The 12,917-nt window shown below is 45.4% G+C and carries 14 protein-coding genes, 3 tRNA genes and 1 rRNA gene; 9 read left to right on the top strand and 9 right to left on the bottom strand.

What is annotated here, in order from left to right; all coding sequences use genetic code 11:
• Positions 1 to 214: 214 nt before the first annotated feature.
• The 3 genes from ICN37_RS00370 to ICN37_RS00360 all read right to left on the bottom strand — a co-directional run bounded on the left by ICN37_RS00370 (position 215) and on the right by ICN37_RS00360 (position 1,988).
• A tRNA-Ala gene (locus ICN37_RS00370) sits at positions 215 to 290 on the bottom strand.
• 30 nt (positions 291 to 320) lie between these two features.
• A tRNA-Ile gene (locus ICN37_RS00365) sits at positions 321 to 397 on the bottom strand.
• Between the two features lie 58 nt (positions 398 to 455).
• Positions 456 to 1,988: ribosomal RNA gene (locus tag ICN37_RS00360) — 16S ribosomal RNA — on the bottom strand.
• Between the two features lie 483 nt (positions 1,989 to 2,471).
• On the opposite strand from ICN37_RS00360, the gene ICN37_RS00355 reads away from it, so the two are divergent.
• Complete coding sequence (locus ICN37_RS00355) at positions 2,472 to 3,128, top strand: GNAT family N-acetyltransferase (RefSeq protein ID WP_215321265.1); 657 nt, start codon at positions 2,472 to 2,474, stop codon at positions 3,126 to 3,128.
• Positions 3,129 to 3,137: 9 nt separating this feature from the next.
• Here ICN37_RS00355 and ICN37_RS00350 read toward each other — a convergent pair whose 3' ends face one another.
• The 3 genes from ICN37_RS00350 to ICN37_RS00340 form a co-directional block, all read right to left on the bottom strand.
• The gene (locus ICN37_RS00350; protein WP_251368486.1) at positions 3,138 to 3,431 is read right to left on the bottom strand and encodes a c-type cytochrome; all 294 of its coding nucleotides are present in this window, start codon (positions 3,429 to 3,431) and stop codon (positions 3,138 to 3,140) included.
• A gap of 78 nt (positions 3,432 to 3,509) precedes the next feature.
• The gene (locus ICN37_RS00345) at positions 3,510 to 4,160 is read right to left on the bottom strand and encodes a BON domain-containing protein (protein WP_215321263.1); all 651 of its coding nucleotides are present in this window, start codon (positions 4,158 to 4,160) and stop codon (positions 3,510 to 3,512) included.
• 34 nt (positions 4,161 to 4,194) lie between these two features.
• Entirely contained in the window at positions 4,195 to 4,797 is a 603-nt protein-coding gene (locus ICN37_RS00340; RefSeq protein ID WP_215321262.1) for a phosphoheptose isomerase, read from the bottom strand.
• Between the two features lie 104 nt (positions 4,798 to 4,901).
• Here ICN37_RS00340 and rsmI point away from each other — a divergent pair, with 104 nt between their 5' ends.
• The gene (rsmI, locus tag ICN37_RS00335) at positions 4,902 to 5,795 is read left to right on the top strand and encodes a 16S rRNA (cytidine(1402)-2'-O)-methyltransferase (RefSeq protein WP_216154297.1); all 894 of its coding nucleotides are present in this window, start codon (positions 4,902 to 4,904) and stop codon (positions 5,793 to 5,795) included.
• A 51-nt stretch (positions 5,796 to 5,846) separates the two neighbouring features.
• Here the strand turns inward: rsmI and ICN37_RS00330 are convergent, their stop codons facing one another.
• Positions 5,847 to 6,074 carry a hypothetical protein gene (locus ICN37_RS00330; protein WP_251368485.1) on the bottom strand — a complete coding sequence of 76 codons (228 nt, stop codon included), beginning with the start codon at positions 6,072 to 6,074 and terminating at the stop codon, positions 5,847 to 5,849.
• A gap of 104 nt (positions 6,075 to 6,178) precedes the next feature.
• Between ICN37_RS00330 and ICN37_RS00325 the strand changes: the two genes are divergently transcribed.
• Positions 6,179 to 6,254: transfer RNA gene (locus tag ICN37_RS00325), tRNA-Arg, on the top strand.
• Between the two features lie 247 nt (positions 6,255 to 6,501).
• Here the strand turns inward: ICN37_RS00325 and ICN37_RS00320 are convergent.
• Positions 6,502 to 6,732 (bottom strand): helix-turn-helix transcriptional regulator, encoded by a 231-nt coding sequence (locus ICN37_RS00320; protein WP_216154296.1) that lies wholly within the window; start codon positions 6,730 to 6,732, stop codon positions 6,502 to 6,504.
• Between the two features lie 114 nt (positions 6,733 to 6,846).
• On the opposite strand from ICN37_RS00320, the gene ICN37_RS00315 reads away from it, so the two are divergent.
• The 6 genes from ICN37_RS00315 (at position 6,847) to ICN37_RS00290 (ending at position 12,210) form a co-directional block, all read left to right on the top strand.
• Positions 6,847 to 7,083 carry a hypothetical protein gene (locus ICN37_RS00315; protein ID WP_216154295.1) on the top strand — a complete coding sequence of 79 codons (237 nt, stop codon included), beginning with the start codon at positions 6,847 to 6,849 and terminating at the stop codon, positions 7,081 to 7,083.
• Positions 7,076 to 7,369 carry an Arm DNA-binding domain-containing protein gene (locus tag ICN37_RS11640; RefSeq protein ID WP_216154294.1) on the top strand — a complete coding sequence of 98 codons (294 nt, stop codon included), beginning with the start codon at positions 7,076 to 7,078 and terminating at the stop codon, positions 7,367 to 7,369. Before ICN37_RS00315 ends, ICN37_RS11640 begins: the two co-directional genes overlap by 8 nt.
• A 1,192-nt stretch (positions 7,370 to 8,561) precedes the next feature.
• On the top strand, positions 8,562 to 9,572 hold the full coding sequence (locus tag ICN37_RS00305; protein ID WP_216154293.1) for a type IV toxin-antitoxin system AbiEi family antitoxin: 1,011 nt from the start codon (positions 8,562 to 8,564) through the stop codon (positions 9,570 to 9,572).
• Positions 9,547 to 10,431: a nucleotidyl transferase AbiEii/AbiGii toxin family protein gene (locus ICN37_RS00300; protein WP_216154292.1), complete on the top strand. Its 885-nt coding sequence runs from the start codon at positions 9,547 to 9,549 to the stop codon at positions 10,429 to 10,431. The genes ICN37_RS00305 and ICN37_RS00300 overlap by 26 nt, the downstream gene beginning before the upstream one ends.
• 410 nt (positions 10,432 to 10,841) lie before the next feature.
• A complete protein-coding gene (locus ICN37_RS00295) occupies positions 10,842 to 11,984 on the top strand; it encodes a fatty acid desaturase (RefSeq protein WP_370623800.1) in 1,143 nt (380 codons plus the stop codon).
• A 40-nt stretch (positions 11,985 to 12,024) separates the two neighbouring features.
• Complete coding sequence (locus ICN37_RS00290; protein ID WP_041396810.1) at positions 12,025 to 12,210, top strand: hypothetical protein; 186 nt, start codon at positions 12,025 to 12,027, stop codon at positions 12,208 to 12,210.
• A gap of 35 nt (positions 12,211 to 12,245) precedes the next feature.
• Here ICN37_RS00290 and ICN37_RS00285 read toward each other — a convergent pair whose 3' ends face one another.
• Positions 12,246 to 12,890, bottom strand: coding sequence for an MBL fold metallo-hydrolase (locus ICN37_RS00285; RefSeq protein WP_216860861.1), 645 nt, complete (start codon positions 12,888 to 12,890; stop codon positions 12,246 to 12,248).
• Positions 12,891 to 12,917 lie beyond the last annotated feature (27 nt).

The raw sequence follows: 12,917 nt of genomic DNA, 5'->3' as shown, positions 1-12,917 counted from the left end.
ATGTTTGCCGTAATCCAAACTGTAAGTACTTTGTTAAGAACTTGGTAAAACTCGTTTGTATTACTGATTGATGATTCAATCTTTACCCTTATTACATTGTCAAATGTCCTCTCAAAGAAACATTTGACACTTTGCTTACTCAAATTTTTAAAGAACAGCCATAAATGGCAAAACTAAACGATTAAATATTCGCTTAGTTTTGACATTTAGATGATGGTGGAGGATGACGGGATCGAACCGACGACCCCCTGCTTGCAAAGCAGGTGCTCTCCCAGCTGAGCTAATCCCCCAACGTCCCACTAAGTCTTGTTTCTGGCTGGTGGTGGGTCTGGTAGGACTTGAACCTACGACCCCTGCGTTATCAACACAGTGCTCTAACCAGCTGAGCTACAGACCCGTGGCTTTTATTGTCAACCGATAAGTGTGGGCACTAGGATTCAGCATCTTTTCTCTAGAAAGGAGGTGATCCAGCCGCACCTTCCGATACGGCTACCTTGTTACGACTTTACCCCAGTCATGAACCCTGCCGTGGCAGTCGCCCTCCTTGCGGTTAGGCTAACGGCTTCTGGCAAAACCCACTCCCATGGTATGACGGGCGGTGTGTACAAGACCCGGGAACGTATTCACCGCGACATTCTGATCCGCGATTACTAGCGATTCCAGCTTCACGTAGTCGAGTTGCAGACTACGATCCGGACTACGATGCATTTTCTGAGATTAGCTCCCCCTCGCGGGTTGGCAACCCTCTGTATGCACCATTGTATGACGTGTGAAGCCCTACCCATAAGGGCCATGAGGACTTGACGTCATCCCCACCTTCCTCCGGTTTGTCACCGGCAGTCTCTTTAGAGTGCTCTTGCGTAGCAACTAAAGACAAGGGTTGCGCTCGTTGCGGGACTTAACCCAACATCTCACGACACGAGCTGACGACAGCCATGCAGCACCTGTGTTCACTTTCTCTTACGAGCACCTAATGTATCTCTACTTCGTTAGTGACATGTCAAGGGTAGGTAAGGTTTTTCGCGTTGCATCGAATTAATCCACATCATCCACCGCTTGTGCGGGTCCCCGTCAATTCCTTTGAGTTTTAATCTTGCGACCGTACTCCCCAGGCGGCTGACTTCACGCGTTAGCTACGTTACTCAGGATGTAAATCCCGAACAACTAGTCAGCATCGTTTAGGGCGTGGACTACCAGGGTATCTAATCCTGTTTGCTCCCCACGCTTTCGTGCATGAGCGTCAGTGTTATCCCAGGGGGCTGCCTTCGCCATTGGTATTCCTCCACATATCTACGCATTTCACTGCTACACGTGGAATTCTACCCCCCTCTGACACACTCTAGCTATACAGTCACAGGCGCCATTCCCAGGTTAAGCCCGGGGATTTCACGCCTGTCTTGTATAACCGCCTGCGCACGCTTTACGCCCAGTAATTCCGATTAACGCTCGCACCCTACGTATTACCGCGGCTGCTGGCACGTAGTTAGCCGGTGCTTATTCTTCAGGTACCGTCATTCCCGGACTGTGTTAGAGCCGGTGTTTCTTCCCTGACAAAAGAGCTTTACAACCCGAAGGCCTTCTTCACTCACGCGGCATTGCTGGATCAGGGTTTCCCCCATTGTCCAAAATTCCCCACTGCTGCCTCCCGTAGGAGTCTGGGCCGTGTCTCAGTCCCAGTGTGGCTGATCGTCCTCTCAGACCAGCTACTGATCGTCGCCTTGGTGGGCTTTTACCCCACCAACAAGCTAATCAGGCATCGGCCGCTCTAATCGCGCGAGGTCTTTCGATCCCCCGCTTTCCCCCTCAGGGCGTATGCGGTATTAGCACAGCTTTCGCTGCGTTATCCCCCACGATAAGGTACGTTCCGATGTATTACTCACCCGTTCGCCACTCGCCACCAGGTGCAAGCACCCGTGCTGCCGTTCGACTTGCATGTGTAAGGCATGCCGCCAGCGTTCAATCTGAGCCAGGATCAAACTCTTCAGTTCAATTCCTGTGATCCTTGCGGATCGTCGCACTCATTCAAGAAATTGACTTGGTAATAAAACCAAATCTTTTTACTGTCTATGAGTACTATTTATTTACATCTGTCCCGAAGGACTGGATGCTTTCACTTAGTACCCACAATTATCGGTTGACTAATTTTTAAAGAGGGCTGACTTGTTTCGTATTTCATAAAACATCCAGCAGAGAGGTGAGACTATATCCCACATTTTCAGGGTCGTCAACACCTTTCGTACTCTTTTACTTAAAAAAGGCTAAGTTTTTTCTTACTTTAAAAATATAGTCAATTAAAACAATGGTTTAGATTTTAAAAAAAATTTCAACTTTTTTTTAAAAAAATCCTATTTTTTAAGGTTTAGACCTAGTCAACCCAAAAATTACGCTGTTTTTTCATTCTTATTTGGCGTATTTCCAACAAACATAGGGAAAACCCTGAAATTTTCCCTTATCCCTGCTAAAATATTGCTATGCACAATAAATTAGCGAATAGCCACTCACCCTCAAGCCCGCATTCTGCCGGGAGAGCTGTGCCTGTTCGCGAACTTCACGCTGGATATAAACAGGAAATACTGAATCATTTATTGCAACTTAATGATGAAGATAGACGTCTACGATTTGGTACTCAGACCCCCGACGAAGTGATTCGTCACTATGTTGAGGGTCTAGATTTCAATCGGGATGTCATTTTTGGTGTTTTCAACTTAGATCTGAAACTTGTTGGCATGGCCCATTTAGCCTATTTGCCAGAGCACAAAGGCGAGGCACGAGCTGCTGAATTTGGTGTGTCAGTGCTACCAGAAGGGCGCTCTCAGGGCCTGGGCACAGCATTGTTACAACGCTCAGCCGTTCACTCACGCAATACCAGCATTGAAACCCTTTACGTTCATTGCCTTGCCAATAACAAAGCCATGATGCATCTGGCGCAAAAGGCAGGGATGACAGTTGAGTACGCCTATGGCGATGCTGATGCTTGCCTTAAGCTGCCCCCAGCAAATACCGCAACTATTGTGGAAGAGGCCGCCAATGAGCAGTGGGCTGGCATGGACTACGCCCTAAAAGAAAACCTCAAGCGCTCTAATGAAGCCTGGTGGTGGTTTCTAGGCAGACCAGGCTTAGCGCGCTAATTTACAGCTCTAGTTTTTGTAGGGCGCTCCACGCAAGATCCAGCCGCTTAATGTAGATAGATCTGCATTACTTAATTTTGAGTTGGCCGGCATAGGTACAACGCCCCATGAACCAGACCCCCCTTTAGCAATCTTATTTTTTAAAAATACTTGAGCGTTTGAATCGTTTTTATATTTTTCTGCCACCGCTTGAAAACTAGGGCCCACAATTTTTTTATTCACTGCATGACAACCCAAGCAAGCGTTTTGTTTTGCAAGTACGAATGCATTCTCATCTTCAACATTCGCCTGCGCAACAGACATGAAAAGAGCGAGCGTTGTAAATAAAAAAACTATTTTTACAATCACTCGCTTTTTTAGCATCGACAACCTACGAAAAAATTATTGAAATTTTGGAGGGCTACTAGATTGAGTTTGATCTGCTTTGCCTTGCTTTTCTAAGCGAACTTTTTCTTCTTGAGAAATGATGTCGAAGTAAACATAAACATCTTTTACGCCATTGGTATTGCTCGCAATTTTCTTGGCAAGGTCAGCTTCACTTTGCGTCAAGATCCCCATAAGATAGACGCTACCCCCTTCCGCCACTATAACCATAGAGTTTGACGGTAACTGGTCAGTAAAGACCATTTGTGTTTTGATCTTAGACTCCAGATAAGAGTCATTTGCGCGTGATGTGTAGTTACTGTTTGGCCCAACAACCAATTCATTAAACACGGAGCGCGCATTCTTCATCGCCTTGACATAAGCTCCTGCGTCACCCTTAATATCAGCATCCTTCACTTCGCCAGTGAGCAATACTTTTTGATTAAACGAAGTCACGTTAATGTGTGCGTTATCACCAAATCTTTTTGCTAGCGCATTCTCTGCCTCTAACTCAATCCCTTTGTCAATTGCTTGCACGGCTGGTGTGCGTCGATCCGCCATAACGGCAGCGCCCGCCGCTACCCCACCAACAGCAACCACTGCGCATGCAGAAAGTTGTGAAACAACGAGAGTAGCGAGAAACAGTTTTCTGAGGAATGAGATTTTCATTTGGGTAATTTCTGTATTGAAGTAACAATAATTTTCAGTCGAGTAGTACGTGATCTACGCCATCACATAAAGCATGTAGCAAAACCAAATGCGTTTCTTGAATGCGCGCAGTTCGCGTAGATGGTGCACACAAGTGGACATCATCTTTATCTAATAGTTGTGCAATCTTGCCACCACCATTGCCAGTGAATGCGATGACTTTCATACCAAGCTTTTTGGCAGCCTCAATGGCTTTAATCACGTTCTTCGAATTCCCTGAGGTTGAAATACTCAACAGAATGTCGCCTTTTTTCCCAAGACCACGAACTTGCTTACTAAAAATCTCGTCGTAGCTATAGTCATTTCCAATAGCCGTAAGAATTGAAGTGTCTGTCGTCAAAGCAATCGCAGCCAACTCTTGACGCTCTCTCTCAAAGCGACCAACGAGTTCTGCTGCAAAGTGTTGCGCATCAGCGGCAGAGCCGCCATTGCCACAGGCCATGATCTTACCGCCGGTACGCAAACAATCCACCATCGCCAGTACGCCCCTAGCAACAGATTCGGGGAGCAGTTTTTCAGCCTCTTGTTTTACAGCAATGCTATCCAGAAAATGCTGGGAGGCACGCTGACGCAAACGTTCGTTGATATCTTTTTCCATAACAATATTATGCGCCAAAGATGTCCTAATCTCAGTAGCAATCAGCTTATCCCAAAAGCAACGTATCCTCTTACTAATTGTTTAACTTTTTGCAGGCAACCCCCATGGAATTTAGCTCTTTCGATTTTTTAAAGCAGCAGGACTTGCCTGCTGGGGCTTTGTACATGGTTGCGACACCTATCGGCAATTTGGGTGACATTACTTTGCGGGCCCTGCATGTTCTCAATTCAGTCGATGGGATCGCCTGTGAGGACACTAGACATAGCGCGGCATTACTCCAACAATTTGGCATTCATAAAAAATGTTTAGCGTTGCACGAACACAATGAAATTGGCGGTGCTCAAACAGTCATACAACACCTCTTAAATAATGAGCGCTGGGCCTATATTTCAGATGCCGGAACCCCAGGAGTCTCGGACCCAGGGGCAAAGCTGGTAAATGAGGTTCAAAAAGCAGGGCTAAGAGTAATTCCCATTCCGGGCGCAAGCGCTGTATCAAGCGCCATCTCAGCAGCCGGCTCAGTGATGCATCACTCGGAAGGGCGCTTTCAGTTTTTAGGTTTTTGGCCCAACAAAACTAAAGAACGCGATGCTCTACTGCAGGACATCTCCAGCAGTAAAAAGGCAAGCATCTTTTTTGAGTCTCCACACCATATTAGAGAAACCCTTACATTGCTTGCAAAAAATTTAGAGGCCGATCGTCAGCTTTTAGTCTGCCGTGAATTAACCAAAAAATTTGAGCAGCTGGTGCCACTTCAAGCGCAAGACGTTACTCACTGGCTAGAGACTGCAGAGAGCCTTAAGGGTGAATTTGTCATTGTGGTTGCAGGGCGATCAGCCAATAGCGATGAGACTCCAGAGCATTCAGCTCTCTTGTTGTGGGCTAATGCGCTGAGCCCCTATATGGGGAGCAAAGAAATTGCTGCCGTTCTTTCGCAAACTTTAGGCCTCACAAAAAAAGAAGCCTACCAAATTGCTTTAGATGCAAAGAGTGAGTAGTTAAAAATAAAAAGCTGGCACAAGGCCAGCTCTTCAATATGCACCGAGGGCTTATTTGGCGCTAGTGGCAGGAGCCGCAGGCTCGTTAGCATCTTTAAAATTCAATTGCGCTACTGGCTTAATGATTTGATCAGCAGAAGCAGATGAATCTGCGCGCTTGCCATTGTTCACAAACACCATTAACAACAAAATGATGATGAGTGGCACAAAAAAGCTTGCAAACACCATGATGATGAGTTGTTTTGGGGACTTAATTAGACTTCCGTGCTCGTTGCTCATAAGAATTTATCGTTTGACGGGTTTTAGGGTGGTTTTGTCGAGATTATAACTAGAGAGAAGGGTTATAGACACTTACAATAGAGGGGTAACCAGTTTTTCCACTAGCGCCCGTAGCTCAGTGGATAGAGTATTGGCCTCCGAAGCCAAGGGTCGCAGGTTCGATTCCTGCCGGGCGCACCACAGTTTGGTCACATAATCTATTTACACATTCCCATTCTATAGACAGTCGATATTAGGTTTTCCACCACTTTTACCCTTTTTTGCTCCGTGCCCCAGCCTAGAAGGCTAATACTCAAAACGATGTCTTTGTGACCACGCTGTGACCAGCTTGTGACCACTTTTTTGGTCACATATCTTCATTGAGTACTAGCTTAATTTTGGTCACAGCTGTGACCAAACCAGGTATTTGGACCAGAACGACAGGCTTTTACTGCTTGTCTTCCTTTACAAACTCCATCAGATCTTTAACCTCGCAGCCAAAGTAGTCACATAACTTATCAATGTTATCTGTGACCGTACTGTATCCACGCACGTTCACCATTTTGGACAGGGTGGTTCTATTTACGCCAATTGCCTCAGCAAGCTCAGTCAAGGTGACCCTTTGGCCCTCTTTGAACTGTTTTTCAGCAAGTAATTCTTGTAAGCGGAATCGGATCATTGTTGTTAAATGTTAACAGATGACGTTATATCTTGCATTTCTGCAATGGTAATGTTAATATAGTTCAACGTTTGATGTTTTAAAACGATAAATGTCTAAATTAAAGGATAAACAATGAACTATACATATCTTACTACGGATGAACTTTCCACCCTTATTAAATATGACCCCCGCACCATTCGGGATCAACTAAAAGATTCTGTCTTATTAGAGGGGCGCCATTACTTCCGCCCATTTGGAGGTCGCAAGATTCTCTATATATGGGAGCATATCCAAGAGGACATGGCTAAATCGATAAGTGCGGCAGTCATGCAAATCCCTCTATCTGCTGGGGGCGCCATCCATGTCTAAGATCGGCATTCGCCCCGAAACCAACACACTGTATTTTGATTTTCGAGTTCTTGGGATTCGCTGTAGAGAACAAACTCCTCTGCGCGATACCAAGGAAACCCACCTTAACTGGGGCGCATCGGATCGATCATCTTCGATTTCTTCGCCAACATCGTCGCCAGGCTCTATTAGTGTTTCGATGTATTCATCGGTGATGGTGGCGTCATCAATGGGAATAATCTCAAACTCGTTACCCCGAAGATCACCCTCACTAAGCCAAATATCTCGATATAGGCCGTGGTACTGAATACCGGGATTTTCTTTTTCCCTTGAGCGCTCTCCAAAGCCGGACTTCGATGTGCTCATTTTTGATTTGCGAACGCTACTAGAAAATGCCCTACAAACCGATTTGAACTTTGCTTGTGATTTAGTTAATGTGACTTTTTCTTTACCGGGAGCGCCTTGTAAATGCAAATGCTCGTCAAGACACTGCTCTTTAAATTTGGGGTAAGGCAATTGCGCCCATTGGAACAGCTGATTTGCCTCATCAACACCCTCCCAATCCCGCGACCACTCCCGAATCGCTTGCTCAACCCCCACAAAGTAAAAGTGATGTCGATCTTTTTCAACATCCACGCACTGGAACAACACAGGATCTGTAAACTTTTGCTGCACTGCAGTAATCTTCTTTAAGGCAGATTCCTCTTCACCCTCAATTGTTTGCATTTGCCTAGTAATGTCGAGCAGCTCCAAATTTCGCATAATGGCAAATCCGGCCAATCGACGCATGGCAACCATCCTGGGGTCGTCTTGCCTGTCCGCAGCATCGATAACGCCCTTGAGCCAAATATCGTTACTTAATATTGAGTAAATTGGAAATGCTGAAGATCCGTGATGCAAAATTGGATTGACGGGAGGTTTACCGCTAGCGTCCTCGAGGCTGCCCGAAACGGCATCATCTGATTCCCCCATATTTTCAAAAAGAGATGGATTTACCTTGTGGGCCCAAATACCCAATCGGTAAATCTCATTAGCCACGCGCAAGAGAAGCGTCCAGTCTATCTTTGGGCCTCCAGTTTCAGGTTTTTGCATTTCCTTACACGCGGCTGCAAGGCGACCGATTGCTGGTGCTAATGCCCGAAATTTAGGCTCTGGCCTAACTAACCAGAGAAATTGATTAAGGTCCTCTCGAGATAGTCGGTCGACTTCGTCAGCTTGTAAATTTGCGCGGGGTGGGAATTGCTCTCGCAATAATTCAATCTCAGGGCTCTCTTCATAAATCCGAATAACAGATCTTTTGCTTTTTCCTGATTTCCCCATTCCACCATTTAAACCGAAAGAGGACAGTTTGCAAATCAAGCAATATGACTGAATCTTGTTTGTTCAGTATTGACTATTGTTCACGTAACGTGTACAATAAAATATGTTGAACACAAGTGGGGTGCGTTCAATTAAGCATATCGTTCACGTAACGTGAACATTTAAATTTTACGTACAAAATGATGAACCTAGAAACTAAAGAACAACTCATTCTCGCTAAAGCAATTGATGCTTTTCAGAGAACTACTGGCCTACAGATCCACCATGTTTGGGAAGGGGGGCCAGCAGATGCCTTGTTAACTATTCAAACCCCTGATCACCCCGTTCATTTTGAGGCGGAAATTAAGGGGGTGATCGATCGCTTCAAAACGCTTACGCATATCAGAGAGCTAGGAACTCGTACAAAGCCCGTTTTGCTTGTAGCTCCCTATATCACCAAAGAAATTGCAACCCAGTGTCGCGAGCTAGATTTGCCCTTCATTGATGAAGCTGGAAATGCTTATATTAAGACTCCGGGGCTATTTGTATATGTTGTTGGTCAAGCTCGTCCAGAGCGCACTCATGAAAAGCCAGAATTCACAGCCTTAACAACCGGCGGGTTAAAAATTGTCTTTGCATTACTTAATCAAAAAATAATCACCCCCCAAACTTATCGCGAAATAGCCACTTTTGCCAAAGTAGCTCTTGGAACTGTAGGCCCCGTATTAACGAATTTAGAAAACCGCGGTTTTCTCACTCCTACTGACTTAGGTCCACGGCGAATTCTTGATAAGAAACGACTAGAAGAGGAATGGGTGGCTCACTACCCCATTAAATTACGACCAAAATTAAATGCACGTCGCTTTACTGCTGCCAAAGAAGATTGGTATCGAGATGTCAATATTGAGCAGTACGACGCCTATTGGGGCGGGGAAGTCGCGGCAGAAAAGCTCACCGGCTATCTCAAGCCTGCAAAGATCACCATTTATGCCCGTAAAAACCTAGATCGACTCATTGTAGAAAATCGGCTGCGCCCTGACGTTAACGGCGATATTGAAATTTTGGAAGCCTTTTGGGCAGTAGATACAGAACTGCAAATGAACGGAGTTGTGCCGGCGCTACTGGTATATGCAGATTTATTGGCCACCACCAATCCACGCAATATTGAAACAGCTAGACTAATTTATGACCGATATCTCACTCAAGCTTGAAATTAGCCCTGACCGCCCTTTAAAAGCGGAGCATTTGGCCATCTTACGAATTTTTGATGACGTGGCACGGTCTTTAAATATTGACTATTTTTTAGCTGGAGCCCAGGCAAGGGATCTTATCTTGGGGCATGTATTTAACAAGCGAACCGGACAGGCCACCTATGATCTTGATCTGGGCATCTGCTTAGAAGACTGGGCTAAGTTTGACAAACTTAAATCAAGCTTGATTTCCATGGGCTGCTTTACCGAGGGTAAGGCGCCACAGAAAATGCACTTTAAAAGACCGCAGGACCAATACTCCACACCACTTGATCTCATTCCATTTGGCGGAGTTGAAAATTTGGATTCAACGATTGAATGGCCACCCGAAATGAATGTGGTTATGAACGTCTCTGGATTTTCTGAGGCCCTACGATCAGCTATTTTGCTAAAGATTGCTGAGAATTTCTCTATACGGGTTGCATCGCTAGCGGGCATGGCCGCACTCAAGCTAATTGCCTGGCAAGACCGGGGCCAAGAAAACCAAGGTAAAGATGCCGTCGACTTTCTTCTTATCGCCAAAAGCTATCACGACGCCGGAAATGAGGATCGCATTTATACGGAGGAAATGGCGCTACTAGAATCATTGGAGTATGACCCAGAGTTGGCAGGTATTCAGATGTTGGGAAAAGATGTTGCCAAGATTTGCTTAGAGACAACCAGGCAGAGTATCGATGCCATATTTTCAGATTCCACACTAAGACAGCGACTAACCGACCAACTAACCAGCAACAGCCTCACCATCGGCGATGAGGATTCTGTGCTGAAGGTTCATGCTCATCTTGATCTCTTTTATAAAGGCTTTAGCTCGAAGCGATAAACAATAGCTCCGCACTGATAAACGCCTTAATAGCAGGGGTTGATAAAATATTTACGAACGCCGTTTAACGTAAAATAAGGTTGTTGAGCATTGAGGCTAGTAGTCTAACAAGCCTATTTTGCGAATTATTCGAGAAATATCTGCTTGAAAAGTTAATTGATATTAAACGTTGTTTTTAGTTTTAATCAAAACAAGTTTTTTAGCTTTATAGCCTTTATCTATATAGACTTAAGACGTTTTAGACAATGTATAGTTATTTAAGGTATTTATATATTTTTTGTCGGTTGAGGTCTCCGAAGCGCAGGTTCGATTCCTGCCGGGCGCGCCAAAAATCAAGGGGTTTTTGACCTACATCATGCGGAAAATTGCGAAAACCGCTATCATTTGCACCTAACTTATTGATTCTTATCGTGTCTACACATCTAAATACCGCCCTTTCAGAGCCTTCCTTAACTAACCCTTTGCACCCAGAGGCGCCATTACCGCATCGAAAAATCATTCGAAGCTGGCTAATCCCGATGGCACAAGGCGAAACTGGGCGCGCAATCATGCTCCTAGCAATCGATGCCTTCCTCTGGCTAGGCTGTATTGCAGGAACGATCTTCGTAGAGAGTGTTTTACTCAAAATTGTTTTTGGTTTGATTGCCGGTTTTGTAACAGGTCGCATCTTTATTTTGGGTCACGATGCTTGCCATCAAAGTTACACACCCAATCGCGAACTGAATAAAGTATTGGGTCGTATTGCGTTCTTGCCATCTCTCACACCATATAGCTTGTGGGATGTTGGTCATAACGTTGTGCATCATGGTCAAACCAATCTAAAAGGTTTTGATTTTGTATGGGCACCCCTATCAAAATCAGAATATGACGCGCTTCCCCCGCTGCGTAAGGCTCTAGAACGCCTTTACCGTAGCGGCTGGGGCCCTGTTTTTTATTACCTCATTGAAATTTGGTGGAGACGTGAGTACTTCCCAAATGCAAAAAACAAGCCTGGTGATCGTCCTATTTTCTTAAAAGACAATTTGCTTGTTACCGCATTTGCAATCATTTGGATTGGTTGCTTAATTGCTGGAGCCATCGCTACCGGGCAGTCTATTTGGATTGGCTTGATCACTGGCTTTGCGGTGCCATTCTTGTTCTGGAACGGCATGATTGGATTTGTGGTTTACGTGCACCATACCCATCCAAAAGTCTCTTGGTATGACAAGAAATCGGAGTGGTTACGCGCCCAGCCGTTTGTGTCCGCAACTGTTCACCTGACTTTTAACTGGATTTGGGGCAAATTGATGCACCACATCATGGAGCACACTGCGCATCATGTGGATATGAGCGTACCGCTTTATCGCCTGCCAGAGGCCCAACAGACCCTAGAAACGATCCTTCCAGAGCGTATTTTTGTACAAAAGTTCTCTTGGGGCTGGTATTTCGATACTGCGCGCAAGTGCAAGCTCTATGACTTTGAAAACAAGGCTTGGTTAGATTTTGACGGGAACAAAACGGCCGATTCGGTACGGGTTGTGCTAACCCCAGCCCCAGCGGGACAAAACGGGTAAAATAGATCTCTGTATAAGATTTGCCTTACCCGGATTGCCCATGACTACATCGACTCCAGCAGCTACCCAAGAAACCTCCCAGAGCCTGAAATTTTGCTCTTCTTGCAGCCGTGAAAAACGACTTGAGGGTGGCACATGGATTCCGACAAGTAATCGCAAGCAGCGCTGGATCTGCGCCAGCTGTTTATACAACCGTACGCATCGTACCGGTTCAGCCAAAACCTAATACTCACTTGTAGTTCAAATGGCTAGATTCATTAGCTACGCGCCATCTCCCACATAGGGATTCGTTTTGCGCTCTTGACCAAACGTGGACATTGGTCCATGACCCGGAACAAACTGCACGTCATCGCCTAAGGGCAATAATTTCGTTTTAATCGCATTAATTAAATCCGCATGATTGCCACGTGGAAAATCCGTTCTGCCAATTGAACCAGCAAACAAAACATCCCCAACTATTGCTAGACGATCTTCTTTATCAAAAAATACAACGTGGCCGGGCGTATGACCAGGACAATGAAATACCTCAAGATCAATATTTCCCACCTGAACATGATCACCATTATTTAACCAGCGGTCAGGCTCGAAAACTTTGGCATGCCCAAAACCAAAACGCACTGTTTGTTCTGGTAACTGATCAATCCAAAAACGCTCTTCCTCTTGTGGGCCCTCAATAGGAACGCCCAGTTGGTCGGCCAAATCTTTCGCAGCCGCACAATGATCCAAGTGCCCATGAGTAAGCAAAATCTTTTTAGCCTTACCGCCCATCTGCTTAAGGCCCTTAAGGATCTTTTCAATATCACCGCCAGGATCAACCACAGCAGCGTCGCCAGTCTCTTGGCAAACTAGGATTGAGCAATTTTGCTCATAGGGAGTAACGGGAACAATTCCTAATTTAATTGGCATACGTACAAGCAGTTAAATGAATCATTT

Source organism: Polynucleobacter sp. P1-05-14, from assembly GCF_018881675.1.
GTDB lineage: Bacteria > Pseudomonadota > Gammaproteobacteria > Burkholderiales > Burkholderiaceae > Polynucleobacter.
Note: the sequence above shows the minus strand (reverse complement) of the source record. Positions and strands in the feature narration are given on the sequence as shown.